The 20838-nt window shown below is 52.7% G+C and carries 18 protein-coding genes; all 18 read left to right on the top strand.

Annotation, left to right across the window (positions count from 1 at the left end; all coding sequences use genetic code 11):
- Window positions 1-295: 295 nt before the first annotated feature.
- Complete coding sequence (mnmG, locus tag ENTCL_RS22145) at window positions 296-2185, top strand: tRNA uridine-5-carboxymethylaminomethyl(34) synthesis enzyme MnmG (protein WP_013368350.1); 1890 nt, start codon at window positions 296-298, stop codon at window positions 2183-2185.
- Between the two features lie 76 nt (window positions 2186-2261).
- Window positions 2262-2885 carry a 16S rRNA (guanine(527)-N(7))-methyltransferase RsmG gene (rsmG, locus tag ENTCL_RS22150; protein ID WP_013368351.1) on the top strand — a complete coding sequence of 208 codons (624 nt, stop codon included), beginning with the start codon at window positions 2262-2264 and terminating at the stop codon, window positions 2883-2885.
- Between the two features lie 615 nt (window positions 2886-3500).
- Window positions 3501-3881 (top strand): F0F1 ATP synthase subunit I, encoded by a 381-nt coding sequence (gene atpI / locus ENTCL_RS22155; protein ID WP_013368352.1) that lies wholly within the window; start codon window positions 3501-3503, stop codon window positions 3879-3881.
- 8 nt (window positions 3882-3889) lie between these two features.
- The gene (gene atpB / locus ENTCL_RS22160; protein ID WP_013368353.1) at window positions 3890-4705 is read left to right on the top strand and encodes a F0F1 ATP synthase subunit A; all 816 of its coding nucleotides are present in this window, start codon (window positions 3890-3892) and stop codon (window positions 4703-4705) included.
- 49 nt (window positions 4706-4754) lie between these two features.
- The gene (gene atpE / locus ENTCL_RS22165; RefSeq protein WP_000429386.1) at window positions 4755-4994 is read left to right on the top strand and encodes a F0F1 ATP synthase subunit C; all 240 of its coding nucleotides are present in this window, start codon (window positions 4755-4757) and stop codon (window positions 4992-4994) included.
- A gap of 56 nt (window positions 4995-5050) precedes the next feature.
- Complete coding sequence (gene atpF, locus ENTCL_RS22170) at window positions 5051-5521, top strand: F0F1 ATP synthase subunit B (RefSeq protein WP_013368354.1); 471 nt, start codon at window positions 5051-5053, stop codon at window positions 5519-5521.
- 14 nt (window positions 5522-5535) lie between these two features.
- Window positions 5536-6069 (top strand): F0F1 ATP synthase subunit delta, encoded by a 534-nt coding sequence (atpH, locus tag ENTCL_RS22175; RefSeq protein ID WP_013368355.1) that lies wholly within the window; start codon window positions 5536-5538, stop codon window positions 6067-6069.
- Between the two features lie 12 nt (window positions 6070-6081).
- Window positions 6082-7623: a F0F1 ATP synthase subunit alpha gene (atpA, locus tag ENTCL_RS22180; RefSeq protein ID WP_013368356.1), complete on the top strand. Its 1542-nt coding sequence runs from the start codon at window positions 6082-6084 to the stop codon at window positions 7621-7623.
- Between the two features lie 50 nt (window positions 7624-7673).
- On the top strand, window positions 7674-8537 hold the full coding sequence (gene atpG / locus ENTCL_RS22185; protein WP_013368357.1) for a F0F1 ATP synthase subunit gamma: 864 nt from the start codon (window positions 7674-7676) through the stop codon (window positions 8535-8537).
- Window positions 8538-8563: 26 nt separating this feature from the next.
- Window positions 8564-9946, top strand: a complete 1383-nt coding sequence (atpD, locus tag ENTCL_RS22190) for a F0F1 ATP synthase subunit beta (protein ID WP_013368358.1) — start codon at window positions 8564-8566, stop codon at window positions 9944-9946.
- Window positions 9947-9966: 20 nt separating this feature from the next.
- On the top strand, window positions 9967-10386 hold the full coding sequence (locus ENTCL_RS22195) for a F0F1 ATP synthase subunit epsilon (RefSeq protein ID WP_013368359.1): 420 nt from the start codon (window positions 9967-9969) through the stop codon (window positions 10384-10386).
- 300 nt (window positions 10387-10686) lie between these two features.
- Window positions 10687-12057, top strand: coding sequence for a bifunctional UDP-N-acetylglucosamine diphosphorylase/glucosamine-1-phosphate N-acetyltransferase GlmU (glmU, locus tag ENTCL_RS22200; protein ID WP_013368360.1), 1371 nt, complete (start codon window positions 10687-10689; stop codon window positions 12055-12057).
- Window positions 12058-12236: 179 nt separating this feature from the next.
- Complete coding sequence (gene glmS / locus ENTCL_RS22205) at window positions 12237-14066, top strand: glutamine--fructose-6-phosphate transaminase (isomerizing) (RefSeq protein WP_013368361.1); 1830 nt, start codon at window positions 12237-12239, stop codon at window positions 14064-14066.
- A gap of 371 nt (window positions 14067-14437) precedes the next feature.
- Window positions 14438-15016, top strand: coding sequence for a chaperone-usher fimbrial major subunit (locus ENTCL_RS22210; protein WP_013368362.1), 579 nt, complete (start codon window positions 14438-14440; stop codon window positions 15014-15016).
- Window positions 15017-15135: 119 nt separating this feature from the next.
- A complete protein-coding gene (locus ENTCL_RS22215) occupies window positions 15136-15822 on the top strand; it encodes a fimbrial chaperone (RefSeq protein WP_013368363.1) in 687 nt (228 codons plus the stop codon).
- A gap of 17 nt (window positions 15823-15839) precedes the next feature.
- Window positions 15840-18374 carry a fimbria/pilus outer membrane usher protein gene (locus ENTCL_RS22220; protein WP_013368364.1) on the top strand — a complete coding sequence of 845 codons (2535 nt, stop codon included), beginning with the start codon at window positions 15840-15842 and terminating at the stop codon, window positions 18372-18374.
- Window positions 18375-18385: 11 nt separating this feature from the next.
- Window positions 18386-19495, top strand: a complete 1110-nt coding sequence (locus ENTCL_RS22225; protein WP_013368365.1) for a fimbrial protein — start codon at window positions 18386-18388, stop codon at window positions 19493-19495.
- Window positions 19496-19750: 255 nt separating this feature from the next.
- Window positions 19751-20791 carry a phosphate ABC transporter substrate-binding protein PstS gene (gene pstS / locus ENTCL_RS22230; RefSeq protein WP_013368366.1) on the top strand — a complete coding sequence of 347 codons (1041 nt, stop codon included), beginning with the start codon at window positions 19751-19753 and terminating at the stop codon, window positions 20789-20791.
- The last annotated feature ends 47 nt before the right edge of the window (window positions 20792-20838 follow it).

Here is a 20838-nt window from a genome sequence, read left to right on the forward strand (position 1 = left end):
AGTTTTTGAGTTGTGTATAACCCTTCATTCTGATCCCAGCTTATACGGACCAGGATCACCGATCATTCACAGAATGTGATCCTCCTTAAGCGTTTGATCCTAAAAGCAGGATCCCACTTATCCACAGCAAAGGTCGATCCTAATAAGAGATCACAATAGAACAGATCTCTATATAAAAAGATCTTCTTTTAAATACCCAGGATCCCGGGTGCTTTCTCCGACGCGCAAAGTTGAGTAGAATCCACGACCCGGGCTTCAATCCATTTTTCATACCGCGTTATGCGAGGCAGACCACATGTTTTATCAGGATCCTTTTGACGTCATCATCATTGGCGGGGGTCATGCAGGTACTGAGGCCGCGATGGCCGCAGCACGTATGGGGCAACAGACCCTGCTTTTGACACACAATATCGACACGCTCGGGCAGATGAGCTGCAACCCGGCGATCGGCGGTATTGGGAAAGGACACCTGGTGAAAGAAGTGGATGCGCTTGGCGGCCTGATGGCAACCGCTATCGACCAGGCAGGCATCCAGTTTAGGATACTAAACGCGAGCAAAGGTCCGGCGGTTCGCGCTACTCGCGCACAGGCCGATCGTGTGCTCTACCGCCAGGCGGTGCGCACCGCGCTGGAAAACCAGCCGAACCTGATGATTTTCCAACAGGCGGTTGAGGATCTGATCGTCGAAAACGATCGCGTCGTTGGCGCGGTAACCCAGATGGGGCTTAAATTCCGTGCGAAAGCCGTGGTGCTCACCGTGGGGACCTTCCTTGACGGCAAAATCCATATTGGGCTGGATAACTACAGCGGCGGTCGCGCAGGCGATCCGCCGTCCATCTCCCTGTCCCGCCGTTTGCGCGAGCTGCCGCTGCGCGTCAGCCGTCTGAAGACCGGTACGCCGCCGCGCATTGACGCCCGGACTATCGATTTCAGTGTGCTGGCCCAGCAGCATGGCGATACCCCGCTGCCGGTGTTCTCGTTTATGGGCAATGCCGCGCAGCACCCGCGGCAGGTTCCGTGCTACATCACGCACACCAATGAAAAAACGCACGATGTGATCCGCAATAACCTCGATCGCAGCCCGATGTACGCCGGGGTGATCGAAGGGATCGGCCCGCGCTACTGCCCGTCTATCGAAGACAAGGTGATGCGCTTTGCCGATCGCAACCAGCATCAGATTTTCCTTGAGCCTGAAGGGCTGACCTCTAACGAAATTTATCCGAACGGCATCTCCACCAGCCTGCCGTTTGACGTGCAGATGCAAATTGTTCGCTCCATGCAGGGCATGGAAAACGCGCGAATCGTTCGCCCAGGCTATGCTATCGAATACGACTTCTTCGATCCGCGCGACCTGAAGCCAACGCTTGAGAGCAAATTTATCCACGGTCTGTTCTTCGCCGGACAGATCAACGGCACTACCGGCTACGAAGAGGCCGCCGCTCAGGGGCTGTTGGCCGGTCTGAACGCCGCGCGCTTCTCTGCCGAAAAAGAGGGGTGGGCGCCATCGCGCGCTCAGGCCTATCTCGGCGTGCTGGTGGACGATCTGTGTACGCTCGGCACCAAAGAGCCGTACCGCATGTTCACCTCGCGTGCGGAATACCGCCTGATGCTGCGCGAAGACAACGCCGATCTGCGCCTGACGGCAATGGGGCGCGAGCTTGGTCTGGTTGACGATGCTCGCTGGGCGCGCTTCAACGAGAAGCTGGAAAGCATCGAGCGCGAACGTCAGCGTCTGAAATCGGCCTGGGTGACGCCATCCGCTGAGGCGGCGGCGGAAGTGAATGCTCACCTGACCGCGCCGTTATCCCGCGAGGCCAGCGGCGAAGATCTGCTGCGTCGCCCGGAGATGACCTACGAACAATTGGTGCAGCTTTCACCGTTCGCGCCGGGCCTTGAGGACGTGCAGGCGGCTGAGCAGGTTGAGATCCAGGTTAAATACGAAGGGTATATTGCGCGCCAGCAGGATGAGATCGAAAAACAGCAGCGCAATGAAAACACGCTGCTGCCGGCAACCCTGGACTACCGCCAGGTGACGGGCTTATCTAACGAGGTGATCGCCAAACTGAACGATCACAAACCGTCATCCATCGGCCAGGCGTCCCGCATCTCCGGGATCACGCCGGCGGCGATTTCAATTTTGCTGGTCTGGCTGAAAAAACAGGGTATGCTGCGCCGCAGCGCGTAACGTCAGGCTATCAGTACCATTTTGGCGGGTAGCGCTTTGCTTACCCGCTCTACAACATTTCGAACAGGTATTCACCGTGCTCAACACACTTTCTCGTCTGCTGGATGAAGCAGGTATTTCGCTCACCGATCACCAGAAAAATCAGCTGGTGGCGTATGTCGATATGCTGAACAAATGGAACAAAGCGTACAACCTCACTTCCGTACGCGACCCTAACGAGATGTTAATCCGCCATATCCTCGACAGCATCGTGGTGGCGCCGCACCTGCAGGGTGAACGTTTTATCGACGTAGGGACTGGACCTGGGCTACCGGGGATTCCGCTGTCTGTCGTTCGTCCAGAGGCGCACTTTACGCTGCTGGATAGCCTGGGCAAGCGCGTACGCTTTCTGCGTCAGGTGCAGCACGAGCTTAAGCTGGAAAACGTGACGCCGGTACAAAGCCGCGTAGAAGACTTTCCTGCGCAGCCTCCGTTCGACGGCGTGATTAGCCGGGCGTTCGCTTCGCTCAATGATATGGTGAGCTGGTGCCACCACCTTCCGGGAGAAAACGGCCGCTTCTATGCGCTGAAGGGGCAGCTGCCGGATGACGAGATAGCGATGCTCCCCGCGGGATATACGGTTGAACAGATAGTAAAACTTCGGGTTCCGCGGCTGGAAGGCGAGCGTCATCTGGTGATGATTAAACCAACCAAAATTTAATTTTTATCAAAAAATGTGAATTTTAGCCCTGTGATTAAGTGTTAAAATCTGACGATAAAAGCAGCGATGCGTCAGGTTGTATTTAACCTCGTACTTACTGCTTTTTTGCTTTTTGTTAACTAGTCATTTTTTGTTAACACAAGGAATAGTCAACCATGAAAATATCAGCATGCTAAAAGTCTGTCTGGGGTACAGCACATAGTTGTTAAAATTTTATTATAAATGTCAATGAATGGTTTTTGTCTTGTATTGGGCTGTTTTAAAAATAGTTCGGAAAATTTGTTATAAATTTCAGAATGATGAAAACCAGGAATTATTTATATGCGTCATTTCGATAAACACCAAAATGTTTTTTTTGTGATCGGATGCACGCTTTAAAGTTGGTGTTTTCGCGTTGTTTGCAGTTTTGACTGATCGTTCACACTTTCAGTAAAAGTGTGAGAACCGTGGTCCCGAAAAATATTTAAACATTTATTCACCTTTTCGCTACTTATTGTTTGAATTAACGAGGCGTCACCGTATAATTTGTCCGCTTTTTGATGCTTGACTCTGAGCCTTAAAGAACGTTTTATACGACACGCGGCATACCTCGAAGGGAGCAGGAGTAAAAACGTGATGTCTGTGTCGCTCTTGAGTAGAAACGTTGCTCGTAAGCTTCTGTTCATTCAGTTTCTGGCAGTAATAGCAAGTGGACTGCTGTTTTGCCTCAAAGACCCCTTCTGGGGCGTTTCCGCCGCGTGCGGAGGTTTGGCGGTCGTAGTGCCAAATATGTTGTTTATGATTTTTGCCTGGCGTCATCAGGCGCATACACCTGCCAAAGGCCGCGTGGCCTGGTCCTTCGCGTTCGGCGAAGTGTTTAAGGTGTTGCTGACCTTTGCCCTCCTGGTGATGGCGCTGGCGGTTGTCAAAGCGGCCTTTGTGCCGCTGATTGTGACGTGGGTTTTGGTGCTGGTGGTACAAGTTCTGGCGCCAGCTGTAATCAACAACAAAGGGTAAAAGGCATCATGGCTTCAGAAAATATGACGCCGCAGGATTACATAGGTCACCACCTGAACAACCTTCAGCTGGACCTGCGTACATTCTCGCTGGTGGATCCGCATAACCCCCCGGCCACCTTCTGGACGATCAACATCGACTCCATGTTCTTCTCGGTGGTTTTGGGTCTTCTGTTCCTGGCCATGTTCCGCGGTGTTGCTAAAAGAGCGACCAGCGGTGTTCCAGGGAAATTCCAGACGTTCATCGAAATGATCATCGGCTTTGTCCATGGCAGCGTGAAAGACATGTACCATGGCAAGAGCAAGCTGATTGCTCCACTGGCCCTGACCGTGTTTGTTTGGGTCTTCCTGATGAACCTGATGGACCTGCTGCCTATCGACCTGATTCCATACATCGGTGAGCACATTTTCGGTCTGCCTGCACTGCGCGTGGTGCCGTCTGCCGACGTGAACATCACCCTGTCTATGGCGCTGGGCGTATTTATCCTGATTCTTTTCTACAGTATCAAAATGAAAGGCGTAAGCGGCTTTGTGAAAGAGCTGACCTTGCAGCCATTCAACCACTGGGCGTTCATTCCGGTTAACTTAATTCTGGAAGGCGTCAGCCTGCTGTCCAAACCGATTTCTCTCGGTCTGCGACTGTTCGGCAACATGTATGCGGGTGAGCTGATTTTCATTCTGATCGCGGGCCTTCTGCCGTGGTGGTCACAGTGGATTCTTAATGTGCCATGGGCCATTTTCCACATCCTGATCATTACGCTGCAAGCCTTTATCTTCATGGTTCTGACGATTGTCTATCTGTCGATGGCGTCTGAAGAGCATTGATTCTTTACCAACACTACTACGTTTTAACTGAAACAAACTGGAGACTGTCATGGAAAACCTGAATATGGATCTGCTGTACATGGCTGCCGCTGTGATGATGGGTCTGGCGGCAATCGGTGCTGCGATCGGTATCGGCATCCTCGGGGGTAAATTCCTGGAAGGCGCAGCGCGTCAGCCGGATCTGATTCCTCTGCTGCGTACTCAGTTCTTTATCGTTATGGGTCTGGTGGATGCTATCCCGATGATCGCTGTAGGTCTGGGTCTGTACGTGATGTTTGCTGTCGCGTAGTAAGTTGCGCGGAATAAACCTAAGCCACAGTTGTTAATTTTAAGAGGTATTGTGCTGTGAACATGAACGCAACAATCCTCGGCCAGGCCATCGCGTTTGTTATCTTTGTCTGGTTCTGCATGAAGTATGTATGGCCGCCGTTAATGGCAGCCATTGAAAAGCGTCAAAAAGAGATTTCTGACGGCCTTGCTTCTGCTGAACGCGCTAAGAAAGATTTGGACCTTGCACAGGCCAACGCGACCGACCAGCTGAAAAAAGCGAAAGCGGAAGCCCAGGTAATCATTGAGCAGGCGAACAAACGTCGCTCTCAGATCCTGGACGAAGCCAAAGCGGAAGCAGAACAGGAACGTAGCAAAATCGTTGCGCAAGCACAGGCAGAAATTGATGCCGAGCGTAAACGTGCTCGCGAAGAGCTGCGTAAGCAGGTCGCGATTCTGGCTGTTGCTGGTGCCGAGAAGATCATCGAACGTTCCGTGGATGAAGCTGCTAACAGCGACATCGTGGATAAACTTGTCGCTGAACTGTAAGGAGGGAGGGGCCGATGTCTGAATTTGTTACGGTAGCTCGCCCCTACGCCAAAGCAGCTTTTGACTTTGCCGTCGAACACCAGAACGTCGACCGCTGGCAGAATATGCTGGCGTTTGCCGCCGAGGTGACGAAGAACGACCAAATGGCCGAGCTTCTCTCCGGCGCGCTGGCGCCAGAAACGCTTGCTGAGTCGTTCATCGCCGTATGCGGTGAGCAACTGGATACCAACGGCCAGAACCTGATTCGGGTGATGGCGGAAAATGGTCGTCTGAGAGTGCTCCCGGATGTTCTTGAGCAGTTTGCGCACTTACGTGCCCTTAGCGAGGCTACCGTGGAAGTTGACGTAACGTCTTCGACCCAGCTGAGTGAAGAACAGCTTTCGAAAATCACCGCCGCGATGGAAAAACGTCTGTCACGCAAAGTGAAGCTGAATTGCAATATCGATAAGTCTGTAATGGCGGGCGTTATCATCCGAGCGGGTGATATGGTCATTGATGGCAGCGTACGCGGCCGTCTTGAGCGCCTTGCAGACGTCTTGCAGTCTTAAGGGGACTGGAGCATGCAACTGAATTCCACCGAAATCAGCGAACTGATCAAGCAGCGCATTGCTCAGTTCAATGTTGTGAGCGAAGCGCACAACGAAGGTACTATTGTTTCTGTAAGTGACGGTGTTATCCGCATTCACGGCCTGGCCGATTGTATGCAGGGTGAAATGATCTCCCTGCCGGGTAACCGTTACGCTATCGCACTGAACCTGGAGCGCGACTCCGTGGGTGCGGTGGTGATGGGTCCGTACGCTGACCTCGCCGAAGGCATGAAGGTGAAGTGTACTGGCCGTATTCTTGAAGTTCCGGTTGGCCGCGGCCTGCTGGGACGCGTGGTGAACACCCTGGGTGCGCCAATCGACGGTAAAGGTCCGGTTGAGCACGACGGCTTCTCCCCAATCGAAGTTATCGCGCCGGGCGTAATCGAACGTCAGTCCGTCGATCAGCCGGTTCAGACCGGTTATAAATCCGTTGACGCCATGATCCCAATCGGTCGTGGTCAGCGTGAACTGATCATCGGCGACCGTCAGACCGGTAAAACCGCTCTGGCTATCGACGCCATCATCAACCAGCGCGACTCCGGCATTAAGTGCGTGTACGTCGCTATCGGTCAGAAAGCGTCTACTATCGCGAACGTGGTTCGTAAGCTGGAAGAGCACGGCGCGCTGGCTAACACCATCGTTGTGGTGGCTACCGCGTCTGAATCCGCTGCGCTGCAGTACCTCGCGGCATACGCGGGTTGCTCAATGGGCGAATACTTCCGCGACCGCGGCGAAGATGCGCTGATCGTTTACGATGACCTGTCCAAACAGGCTGTTGCATACCGTCAGATCTCCCTGCTGCTCCGTCGTCCGCCAGGACGTGAAGCATTCCCGGGCGACGTATTCTACCTCCACTCTCGTCTGCTGGAGCGTGCTGCGCGTGTTAACGCCGAATACGTCGAAGCCTTCACCAAAGGTGAAGTGAAAGGTCAGACCGGTTCTCTGACCGCGCTGCCGATTATCGAAACGCAGGCAGGTGACGTTTCCGCGTTCGTTCCGACCAACGTAATCTCCATTACCGATGGTCAGATCTTCCTGGAAACCAGCCTGTTCAACTCCGGTATTCGTCCGGCGGTTAACCCGGGTATCTCCGTATCCCGTGTTGGTGGCGCAGCCCAGACCAAGATCATGAAGAAACTGTCCGGTGGTATTCGTACCGCGCTGGCGCAGTATCGTGAACTGGCGGCGTTCTCCCAGTTTGCATCCGACCTTGACGATGCAACCCGTAAACAGCTCGATCACGGTCAGAAAGTGACCGAACTGCTGAAGCAGAAACAGTATGCGCCGATGTCCGTTGCGCATCAGTCTCTGGTTCTGTTCGCAGCTGAACGTGGTTACCTGGCGGATGTTGAACTGGCGAAAATCGGTAGCTTTGAAGCCGCTCTGATGGCTTACGTTGACCGTGACCATGCTCCGCTGATGCAAGAGATCAACCAGTCCGGTGGCTATAACGACGAAATCGAAGGCAAGCTGAAAGGCATCCTCGATTCCTTCAAAGCAACCCAGTCCTGGTAACGTCTGGCGGTCTGCCTTAGGGTGGGCCGCGAGGCATTGAGGAGAAGCTCATGGCCGGCGCAAAAGAGATACGTAGTAAGATCGCAAGCGTCCAGAACACGCAGAAGATCACTAAAGCGATGGAGATGGTCGCCGCTTCCAAAATGCGTAAATCGCAGGATCGCATGGCGGCCAGCCGTCCTTATGCAGAGACCATGCGCAAAGTGATTGGTCACCTTGCCAGCGGTAATCTGGAATATAAGCACCCTTACCTGGAAGAACGCGACGTAAAACGCGTGGGCTACCTGGTAGTGTCGACTGACCGTGGTCTGTGCGGTGGCTTGAACACCAACCTGTTCAAAAAGCTGTTGGCGGATATGAAAGCGTGGTCCGATAAAGGCGTTCAGTGCGAACTCGCAATGATCGGCTCTAAAGGCGTCTCTTTCTTCAGTTCCGTTGGCGGCAACGTGGTCGCTCAGGTAACCGGTATGGGGGACAACCCTTCCCTGTCCGAACTGATCGGCCCGGTAAAAGTGATGTTGCAGGCCTACGATGAAGGTCGTCTGGACAAGCTTTACGTTGTCAGCAACAAATTTATTAACACCATGACTCAGGTTCCGACCATCACTCAAATGCTGCCGCTGCCGGTATCAGAAGATGAAGAGTTGAAGCACAAAGCCTGGGATTACCTATATGAACCCGATCCGAAACCGCTGCTGGACACCCTGCTGCGTCGTTACGTCGAATCTCAGGTTTATCAGGGCGTGGTAGAAAACCTGGCCAGCGAGCAGGCCGCACGTATGGTGGCGATGAAAGCCGCAACCGACAATGGCGGCAGCCTGATTAAAGAGCTGCAGTTGGTATACAACAAAGCTCGTCAGGCCAGCATTACTCAGGAACTCACCGAAATCGTCGGTGGTGCATCCGCGGTATAACCAGGTTAATTCGTAGAGGATTCAAGATGGCTACTGGAAAAATTGTCCAGGTAATCGGCGCCGTAGTGGACGTCGAATTCCCTCAGGATGCCGTACCGCGCGTGTACGATGCTCTTGAGGTTCAGAATGGTAAAGAGCGCCTGGTGCTGGAAGTTCAGCAGCAGCTCGGTGGTGGTATCGTACGTACCATCGCGATGGGTTCCTCCGACGGTCTGCGTCGCGGTCTGGTAGTAAACGACCTCGAACACCCGATCGAAGTCCCGGTAGGTAAAGCAACGCTGGGTCGTATCATGAACGTACTGGGTGAACCGGTCGACATGAAAGGCGAAATCGGCGAAGAAGAGCGTTGGGCGATTCACCGCGCAGCGCCGTCCTATGAAGAGCTTTCCAACTCTCAGGAACTGCTGGAAACCGGCATCAAAGTTATGGACCTGATTTGTCCGTTCGCGAAGGGCGGTAAAGTCGGTCTGTTCGGTGGTGCGGGCGTAGGTAAAACCGTAAACATGATGGAGCTGATTCGTAACATCGCGATCGAGCACTCCGGTTACTCTGTGTTTGCGGGCGTGGGTGAACGTACTCGTGAGGGTAACGACTTCTACCACGAAATGACCGACTCCAACGTTATCGATAAAGTATCCCTGGTGTATGGCCAGATGAACGAGCCGCCGGGAAACCGTCTGCGCGTTGCGCTGACCGGCCTGACCATGGCTGAGAAATTCCGTGACGAAGGTCGTGACGTTCTGCTGTTCGTCGACAACATCTATCGTTACACCCTGGCCGGTACAGAAGTATCCGCACTGCTGGGCCGTATGCCTTCAGCGGTAGGTTACCAGCCGACGCTGGCGGAAGAGATGGGCGTTCTGCAGGAACGTATCACCTCCACCAAAACCGGTTCTATCACCTCCGTTCAGGCGGTATACGTACCTGCGGATGACTTGACTGACCCGTCACCAGCAACCACCTTTGCGCACCTTGACGCAACCGTGGTACTGAGCCGTCAGATCGCGTCCCTGGGTATCTACCCGGCCGTTGACCCGCTGGATTCCACCAGCCGTCAGCTGGATCCGCTGGTTGTTGGTCAGGAACACTACGACACCGCGCGTGGCGTTCAGTCCATCCTGCAGCGTTATCAGGAACTGAAAGACATTATCGCCATCCTGGGTATGGATGAACTGTCTGAAGAAGATAAACTGGTGGTAGCACGCGCGCGTAAGATCCAGCGCTTCCTGTCCCAGCCGTTCTTCGTAGCAGAAGTCTTTACCGGTTCTCCGGGTAAATTCGTCGCGCTGAAAGACACCATCCGTGGCTTTAAGGGCATCATGGACGGCGAATACGATCACCTGCCGGAGCAGGCGTTCTACATGGTTGGTTCCATCGACGAAGCTGTGGAAAAAGCCAAAAAACTTTAACGCCTTAATCGGAGGGTGATATGGCAATGACTTACCACCTGGATGTCGTCAGCGCAGAGCAACAGATGTTCTCTGGTCTGGTCGAGAAAATCCAGGTAACGGGTAGCGAAGGTGAACTGGGTATTTACCCGGGTCACGCCCCGCTGCTCACCGCCATTAAGCCTGGTATGATCCGCATCGTTAAACAGTTCGGTCATGAAGAGTTTATCTATCTGTCCGGCGGCATTATTGAAGTGCAGCCTGGCACCGTGACCGTTCTGGCTGATACCGCGATTCGTGGTCAGGATCTCGACGAAGCGCGAGCCCTGGAATCGAAGCGTAAAGCGGAAGAGCACATTAAGAGCTCTCACGGCGACGTGGATTACGCTCAGGCATCTGCGGAACTGGCCAAAGCTATCGCGAAACTGCGCGTTATCGAGTTGACCAAAAAAGCGATGTAACACCGGCTTGAAAGCACAAAAGCCAGTCTGGTTTCCAGACTGGCTTTTTTTATGCCCTGCGCGCAGGCTTTATTCAGATGACAAAAAAACAGCGAAAGCAGAAGCATAGCCGCTAAACTTCAGATTACCGGCATTTATTGCGGGACAAATCGGTTTACGATGACTGAAAATAGCCGGATTAAGCCGATTTATGCCCGGGCGTTGAGCGTTTTTCCTACATTCCATTTCATGATGCAAAATATGTAGAATTTTCAACGCGAAAGGTTTTTACTTCCCACTCAAACTACCGTCAGGATGCGTATGTCAAACAGTGCGATGAGCGTGGTTATCCTTGCCGCTGGCAAAGGTACCCGCATGTATTCCGATCTTCCGAAAGTGCTGCACACCTTGGCAGGAAAGCCGATGGTTCAGCATGTCATTGATGCTGCGAAACATTTAGGCGCAGCACAGGTGCATCTGGTGTATGGCCACGGCGGCGAGCTGCTTCAGCAAACGCTGCGTGAAGATAAGCTTAACTGGGTGCTTCAGGCTGAACAGTTGGGTACCGGCCATGCGATGCAGCAGGCGGCGCCGTACTTCGCCGACGACGAAGACATCATGATGCTGTACGGCGACGTGCCGCTTATCTCCGTTGCAACGCTCAAGCGGCTGCGCGATGCAAAGCCGCAGGGCGGCATCGGGCTGCTGACGGTGAAGCTGGATGACCCGACCGGCTATGGCCGCATAACGCGCGAAAACGGCAGCGTCAACGGCATTGTTGAGCAGAAAGACGCGTCGCAGGCGCAGCTGCAGATTAAAGAGATCAACACCGGTATTCTGATTGCCGGCGGGGCGGATTTAAAACGCTGGCTGGCGCAGCTCAACAACAATAATGCCCAGGGCGAGTTTTATATCACCGATATTATCGCCATGGCGTATCAGGAAGGCCGCGAAATCGCCGCCGTGCATCCTGACCGTCTGAGTGAAGTGGAAGGCGTTAACAACCGCCTGCAGCTCTCCCATCTTGAGCGCGTCTACCAGAGCGAGCAGGCTGAAAAGCTGCTGCTGGCGGGCGTGATGCTGCGCGATCCCTCACGTTTTGATCTCCGCGGCGTCCTCTCTCACGGGCGCGATGTGGAAATTGATACTAACGTTATTCTTGAAGGTCACGTTACGCTCGGCAATCGCGTCAAAATCGGCGCTGGCTGCGTGATTAAAAACAGCGTCATTGGCGATGATTGTGAAATCAGCCCGTATTCGGTCGTTGAGGACGCGCAGCTTGACGCCGCGTGCACGATCGGCCCGTTTGCCCGCCTGCGTCCTGGCGCACAGCTGCTGGAAGGGGCGCACGTCGGCAACTTCGTCGAGATGAAAAAAGCGCGTCTGGGTAAGGGCTCTAAAGCGGGCCATCTGAGCTATCTGGGCGATGCGGAAATTGGCGACAACGTGAATATCGGCGCCGGGACGATCACCTGCAACTACGATGGTGCGAATAAATTCAAAACCATTATCGGCGATGACGTGTTTGTCGGTTCCGATACCCAGCTGGTGGCGCCGGTCCGCGTCGGTAAAGGCGCAACCATTGCCGCAGGGACGACGGTGACGCGCGATATCGCCGATAATGAGCTGGTATTAAGCCGCGTGCCGCAGACCCATAAGCAGGGCTGGCTGCGTCCGGTGAAGAAAAAGTAACGGATTAACCCTCTCCCCACTGGGAAGAGGGCCGGGGTGAGGGGATAATATAATCCTCCCCCCACAAGCAGTACCCATAAAAATAACCCCACTCTCTACAAGGCTCGGGGCGCCCGGAAAAGGGCAAATACAGGTCGGCGACAACGCATGGCATAACGCCATATTCAGGAAATTTAACTATGTGTGGAATTGTTGGCGCAGTCGCGCAGCGTGATATTGCTGAAATCCTTCTCGAAGGTCTTCGTCGTCTGGAATACCGTGGCTATGACTCTGCGGGACTGGCCGTCGTTGATAGCGCAGGGCATATGACGCGCCTGCGTCGTCTCGGAAAAGTGCAGATGCTGGCTCAGGCGGCGGAAGAACATCCGCTGCATGGCGGTACCGGTATTGCGCATACGCGCTGGGCGACGCACGGAGAACCGTCCGAAGGCAACGCGCACCCTCACGTGTCAGAACACATCGTTGTGGTTCACAACGGCATTATCGAAAACCATGAGCCGCTGCGCGACATGCTGGCGTCTCGCGGCTACGTTTTTGTGTCGGAAACCGATACCGAGGTGATTGCTCACCTGGTGCACTGGGAGCTGGAACAGGGCGGTACGCTGCGTGAAGCGGTACTGCGCGCGATCCCGCAGCTGCGCGGCGCCTACGGCACGGTTATCATGGATACCCGCGACCCTGGCACTCTGCTGGCGGCCCGCTCCGGTAGCCCGCTGGTTATCGGTCTTGGCATGGGCGAGAACTTTATCGCCTCCGATCAGCTGGCTTTGCTGCCGGTAACCCGTCGCTTTATCTTCCTCGAAGAGGGTGATATCGCGGAGGTGACCCGCCGTTCGGTCACCGTCTTTGATAAATCCGGCGCGCAGGTACAGCGTCAGGATATCGAGTCCAATCTGCAGTACGACGCGGGTGATAAAGGCATCTACCGCCACTACATGCAAAAAGAGATTTACGAGCAGCCGAACGCGATTAAAAACACCCTGACCGGGCGCATCAGCCACGGCCAGGTGGATCTCAGCGAGCTGGGGGCGAATGCCAATGATATGCTCGCGAAGGTTGAGCATATCCAGATTGTCGCCTGCGGTACGTCCTATAACTCCGGTATGGTTTCCCGTTACTGGTTTGAGGCGCTGGCCGGAGTGCCGTGCGATGTCGAAATCGCCTCCGAGTTCCGCTATCGCAAGTCCGCCGTACGTCGCAACAGCCTGATGATCACCTTGTCGCAATCGGGTGAGACGGCGGATACGCTGGCGGCGCTGCGCCTGTCTAAAGAGCTGGGCTACCTCGGCTCGCTGGCGATTTGCAACGTGCCAGGCTCCTCGCTGGTGCGTGAGTCTGATCTCGCGCTGATGACCAAAGCGGGAACCGAAATCGGCGTAGCTTCCACCAAAGCGTTTACCACCCAGCTGACCGTTCTGCTGATGCTGGTGGCGAAGCTGTCGCAGCTGAAAGGGCTGGATGCCGCCATTGAGCAGGATATCGTCCAGGGCCTGCAGGCGCTGCCGAGCCGTATCGAACAGATGCTGTCGCAGGACAAACGCATTGAGCAGCTTGCTGAAGATTTCTCCGACAAGCATCACGCGCTGTTCCTTGGCCGCGGCGATCAGTACCCGATCGCCCTGGAAGGCGCGCTGAAGCTTAAAGAGATTTCCTACATTCACGCGGAAGCCTATGCCGCTGGCGAGCTGAAGCACGGCCCGCTGGCGCTGATTGACGCCGATATGCCGGTTATCGTGGTGGCGCCGAACAACGAGCTGCTGGAAAAACTGAAATCCAACATCGAAGAAGTTCGCGCCCGCGGCGGTCATCTGTATGTCTTTGCCGATCGCGATGCCGGCTTCTCCGGCAGCGACAACATGCACATCATTGAGATGCCGCATGTGGAAGAGGCTATTGCGCCTATCTTCTACACCGTTCCGCTGCAGCTGCTGGCCTATCACGTGGCGCTGATCAAAGGTACCGACGTTGACCAGCCGCGTAACCTGGCGAAATCGGTGACGGTTGAATAACATTTGCCGTTGTACGGTAAGGGCTGCCATTTGGCAGCCCTTTTTCTTGTTACTGTTTGTGACTAAACAGAGTCTTAAAATCAATTAATATTATTGCAATATAGTCGTTGGTATTGTATTTATAACCACGATTCTTGAAAATAAAATAACATGGTTGCTTTTGTTTTTCGCTTAATAATATTATTAAGCGCTACTCTATTGATGGTTTTTAAGTTTTTATTTCTTTGTATTTAAGTATAAATAATATTTAACTCTATTCTCCTAATGTAATATTCCCTACGCGCTACGTTGCATCGTTAGCGTGGCTTTTTATACATCTTTGATATGTATAAAAAGAAAGGATTTACCTTAATAATTAATGGAGTTGTTTAATGAAACGTAATTTAATTACCGGTGCGTTGGCGCTTTCCTCATTGTTAACCGTGGGTCAGGTACTGGCCGCTGATGGTACCGTTCATTTTCGCGGGGAGATTATTGATAGCACCTGTGAAGTGACGCCAGCCACTCAGGAGCAAAACGTTGATTTAGGGAAAGTGAACAAAACGGCGTTTACTGGGGTGACCAGCGAAGCGTCTTCAAAAGACTTTACGATCAGCCTGCAAAACTGTCCGGATACCTATACCAAAGCGGCTATCCGCTTTGATGGTACTGAAGACAACAACAGCGCGGGCGATCTGGCTATCGGCAACCCAATGGAAACCGGTACACCGGGTGATTATACCGGTGACCAGCCGTCCGCAATTGCAGCAAGCGGTGTGGCTATTCGTATCCATAACAAGAGCGATAATAGCATTGTTAAGCTGTATAATGATTCCGCGTGGACTGATATTGATCCAACATCGCATGGCGCTGATTTGAAATTTATCGCCCGCTATATTCAGACGACAGCTCAGGTCACTGCCGGTACCGGTAACGCCGATTCCCAGTTTACCGTCGAGTATCAAAAATAATCCCCATTATTTTTCTGTGAAACGAGAACCTGTTTACCTTTTGGGGTAAGGCGTTGTTTTGCCGTAATTCCAGCATAATAAACAGGTTCTTTTTAGAAAATTCAGCAGGGATGATCTCTATGGTCTGGCGTCTGTTAAGCAGTTTAATTGTTGCACTGTGGTTTTTTTATTCATCAATGGTGAATGCCGGGATTGTTATTGGCGGCACTCGATTAATTTATGCCAGTGACAAATCTGATGCGACTATCTCGGTGTTTAATAAAGAGGTGAAAATTCCTTATCTGATTCAGGTATGGATTGACCCTTTTAATAAAACAGATAGCGTGAAACCACCGTTTACGGCTATTCCTCCGGTTTCTCGTCTGGAACCAGGGCAGGAAAAAATCCTGCGTATTATTAAAACCCAGGGTGACTTACCGCAGGATCGGGAATCCGTATTCTGGCTGAATGTAAAAAATATCCCCCCGGCCAGTACGAAAACAGATTCCAGCACGCTCGAAATCGCAATTAAAACCCGTATTAAGCTGTTCTGGCGCCCGGCGTCGATAAAAATTATCCCGGAAGGTGCTGCCCCGAAGGTGAAATGGCGTCGGCAGGGAAATCAGCTGGTGGTTGAAAACCCCACGCCTGTTCATATCAACGTGATGGACATCAGCGTGGATGGTAAAGACATCGCACTCAATATGGTTCGTCCATTTGAAACGCTGACGTTACCGCTCCCGGTCGGAGTGGCGGGGCATAAGCTGGTCTGGCGTTTTATTAATGACTATGGCGCCGTCAGCGCGCCGCTGACATTGTCCCTGTGACGGTAAGGACGTAATACATGACACAGGTACGTCTTGCTCTGGCGCTGGCGTCAGGCGTTGCGCTGGGCGTCGGGTCTAATGCTCATGCTCGCGACAGCGTATTTAACCCGGCGTTGCTGGAAATCGATCACCCGATGAATATTGATATTCGTCAGTTCAACAGGACGAATACGTTGCCGGCCGGTGAATATAAGGTGGATCTTTATATTAACGGCAAACTGCTGGATCGGCGGATGGTCACCTTTGTACAGGATAAACCTGATGGCGAACTGCATCCCTGCTTTACGGAGGTAAAGGAGACGCTGAAAAGTTTTGGCGTAAAAGTGGATGCGCTAAAAACGCTGGAAAATGTCGATGATAAAGCCTGCATCAACCCGGTACCTTTAATTGACGGCGCCGTCTGGACGCTGGATGCGGATAAACTGACGCTAGCGCTTTCTGTTCCACAGATATATCTGGATATCGCCGCGCGCGACACCATCCCCCCTTCGCGTTGGGATGAAGGGATCACCGCGCTGATGATGAATTACGATCTCTCCGGGACGCATACGGTCAAATCGGACTACGATGAGAGCGACTATTACTACCTGAACCTGCAGAACGGTTTCAACCTTGGCGCCTGGCGTTTACGTAATTACAGTACGCTCAACCACTCTGATGGCCGAACGGATTACCACTCAATAAGCTCCTATGTCCAGCGCGATATCGCCGTGCTGCGCAGCCAGGTCATGCTGGGTGATACCTGGACGGCCAGCGACGTTTTCGATAGCACGCAAATCCGTGGCGCCCGTTTGTATACCGATGATGACATGCTCCCCAGCAGTCAGAATGGTTTTGCGCCGGTGGTGCGTGGGGTAGCCAGAACCAATGCCACGGTCATTATTAAGCAAAATGGCTACGTCATTTATCAGTCCGCTGTGCCGCAAGGCGCGTTTGCGATAACGGACATGAATACCACCAATTCGGGTGGCGATCTGGATGTCACTATTAAGGAAGAGGACGGCAGCGAGCAGCACTTTACCCAGCCGTATGCGTCGCTGGCGATATTAAAGCGTGAAGGGCAGACGGACGTTGATATCAGCGTCGGTGAGTTGCGTAATCAGGATCACTTCACGCCAAATGTGCTGCAGGCGCAGATCCTGCATGGCCTGCCGTGGGGGATGACGGTATATGGCGGCGTACAGGCGGCAGAAGATTATGATTCCCTTGCGCTGGGGATGGGGAAGGATTTAGGGGATATTGGCGCCATTTCTTTTGACGTCACGCATGCACGGGCCCGTTTTGACGACGGTGATGATGAAAGCGGGCAATCCTATCGCTTTCTCTACTCTAAGCGTTTTGATGAAACGGACACCAATTTCCGCCTGGTAGGCTATCGCTACTCGACGCAGGGCTACTACAGCATGAACGAGTGGGCGCAGCGGCAGGATGACGCCAGCGATTTCTGGATTAGCGGTAACCGCCGCAGCCGGCTCGAGGGAACCTGGACGCAATCCTTTGGCAATGGTTGGGGAAACCTCTATCTGACGGTCAGTCGTCAGCAATACTGGAAAACGGATGAGGTTGAACGCCTGGTGCAGTTAGGCTACAGCAATTACTGGCACCGGATTTCGTGGAATATCTCCTGGAACTATACCGATTCTATCAACCATAGCTCCGGCTATTATGGCCATAATAATCATGATGATAGTAATTATGACGGCGAACAGATTTTCATGTTGTCCGTGTCTATCCCGTTATCCGGGTGGATGGAAAACAGCTATGTGAACTATTCATTAACGCAAAACAATCACAACGAAAGCACCATGCAGGCGGGTCTGAACGGTACGCTGCTGGAGGGGCATAATCTGAGCTACAACCTTCAGGAATCGTGGATAAGTTCGCCGGAGGATACCTACAGCGGCAGCGCCGGGCTGAGCTATGACGGAACCTATGGCTCGGTGAATGGTTCGTATGATTACAGCCGAGGTTCGCAGCGTCTGAATTACGGCGTGAAGGGCGGTGTTCTGGTACATGCGGATGGTGTGACCTTCTCGCAGCAGTTGGGGGAAACGGTCGCGCTGATTAAAGCGCCTGGCGCAGAAGGGATGGGGATCGACAACGCGACGGGGGTTTCCACCGACTGGCGCGGCTATACGGTAAAAACGCAAATGACGCCGTATGATGAGAACCGGGTGTCCATCAGCAGCGATTACTTTGAAAAAGCCAACGTCGAGCTGGAAAACAGCGTAGTGAATATTGTACCTACGCGAGGCGCGGTGGTGAGAGCGGAATTTGTCACCCACGTTGGCTATCGTGTGCTGTTTAATGTGCATCTGCCTGATGGAGCCTCCGTACCTTTTGGTGCGATGGCGTCCGCTGAGCTTGAATCGGGCACCGTAACGGGCATTGTGGGAGATAACGGCGATTTGTATCTTTCTGGTATGCCAATCGAAGGAACACTCTCTTTGCGTTGGGGAGAAAGTAGCGCAAAAACATGCCATGTTTCATACCGTCTGGATGAAAAACAATTAAAAGATGGGCTAATTCAGACACCAGCATCTTGTCGCTAAAGGAATAGAGAATGAAAAAAATATTGTCAGGGCTAATTATGCTGTTTTTTTGCTACGACTGCTTCGCCGCAGGCGATGGCGTTTGTCATAATTCGGATGGGTCAACGCACATGTTAAACTTATCATTTGGACCAATAACCATTTCGTCGGCAAATAATCAGACGGGCTATACCGTGGTAGATGCGTTAACGAACACGACGGGAACCTATCCGGTGCGGTGTCATTGCGACGATCAGCATGGCGGACAACCACCTTATTCAGATACCACTTTTTATCCTATTTACTATATTGGCGATCCAGCACCTGGACTCATTCTCGATCGCGCTATGGGTGGGTTAAATTACTATATATTAAAAGATACATCTGGATCTGAAACGCTTTCTGTTGGTGTGAAGGTTTTTATTATAAATAATCAGTATGCAGCAATACCTTTTGATCATTTATCAAACCAGTCAACTAGTCCTTCACATACGTGCGGTGCGGGTAATGACGGTAGTACTATTAACCTGGATTCCGGTCGTTCAGCTAAACTCTCTTTTTATCTTCGTCATCCGGTTATGGGGACGATAGATATCCCGCAAACTGAAGTAGCGTGGCTTTATGCCGGAATGTCCGATGACTTTCCCCGCACAACACCGGTTTCAAAAGTTACGATTAAAGGACAGCTTATTGCCCCGCAAAATTGTGAAATAAACCAGGGGCAAGTTATTGATATCGACTTAGGTAAAATTTATGCCAGCGAGTTTTCCTCAACGCCAGGCGCCGTTGTATCAGGAAGAAAGATAAAAACGGATGTAGCGGTATCCTGTACTGGAATGTCGGAGGTGCGCAACACGGCAAAGATTAACGCTTCGTTTGTTGCCCAGGCTCCGAGCGCGGATGCGTCCATGGTAACCACCAGCAACCCCGATGTTGGCGTCAAAATCTACGATCGAGATGGAAGCCCCGTTCGCGTTGATGGGAGTTCATTAATGCCCGCGGACATGTCAGCGATCAGCCTTGTGGGTAATACGAATGGCAGCGTTACGTTTTACTCCGCACCGGCAAGCCTCACGGGAAACAAGCCAACCCCCAACACGTTTGATGCCTGGGCCACTTTGGTTATTGAGTTTTCAAACTGATTAACGTCTATACGCAACGGTTGTCTCAGGCAGCCGTTGTCATTTTAGCTATTCTGTACCAGACTATCTTTCATGCAATATGACAAAATAATGACAGTGCAATGTATGCGCATCATTATAAATCAATGAGTTATATCGCACTCTTCGATTGTCATAAAACTGTCATAATTCGTACATTTAACTGTCACCTGTTTGTCCTATTTTGCTCACCGTAGCCACTTAAACAACGATTTACGAATTCTTGCAGGAGACATTATGAAAGTTATGCGTACCACTGTCGCAACTGTTGTCGCCGCGACCTTATCGATGAGCGCTTTCTCTGCATTTGCAGAAGCAAGCCTGACTGGCGCTGGTGCAACGTTCCCTGCGCCGGTGTATGCCAAATGGGCGGATACCTACCAGAAAGAAACCGGCAACAAGGTTAACTATCAGGGTATCGGCTCCTCCGGTGGCGTTAAACAAATTACAGCAAATACCGTTGACTTCGGCGCGTCTGATGCTCCGCTGAGCGACGATAAGCTCTCCCAGGAAGGCCTGTTCCAGTTCCCGACCGTGATTGGCGGCGTGGTGCTGGCGGTGAACCTGCCTGGCTTCAAATCCGGTGAGCTGGTGCTCGACGGTAAAACCCTGGGCGATATCTACCTGGGCAAAATTAAAAAGTGGGACGACGAAGCGATTGTTAAGCTGAACCCGGGCAAGAAGCTGCCTTCTCAGAACATCGCCGTTGTTCGTCGCGCTGACGGTTCTGGTACCTCTTTCGTGTTCACCAGCTACCTGGCTAAAGTAAACGAAGAGTGGAAGTCCAAAATCGGCGCTGGCTCTACCGTTAACTGGCCGACCGGTCTGGGCGGCAAAGGTAACGACGGTATCGCGGCGTTCGTACAGCGTCTGCCGGGTTCCATCGGCTACGTTGAATATGCTTACGCGAAGCAGAACAACCTGACCTACACCAAGCTGAAGTCTGCTGATGGCGCCGACGTTAGCCCGACCGAAACGAGCTTCTCCAACGCGGCGAAAGGCGCTGACTGGAACAAATCCTTCGCTCAGGACCTGACCAACCAGAAAGGCGCGGACGTGTGGCCAATCACCTCCACCACCTTCATTCTGGTGCACAAAGAGCAGAAGAAACCTGAGCAGGGCGCTGAAGTGCTGAAATTCTTTGACTGGGCCTACAAAAAAGGCGGTAAAGAAGCGAATGCGCTGGACTACGCTACCCTGCCGGAAAGCGTGATTGAGCAGGTTCGCGCAGCATGGAAGACCAACGTGAAAGACAGCAGCGGTAAAGCGCTGTACTAATTGGAAATATTGACGAAAATGACGGGTAGCAGTCATGCTATCTGTCA

The sequence above is a fragment of the [Enterobacter] lignolyticus SCF1 genome, from assembly GCF_000164865.1.
GTDB lineage: Bacteria > Pseudomonadota > Gammaproteobacteria > Enterobacterales > Enterobacteriaceae > Enterobacter_B > Enterobacter_B lignolyticus.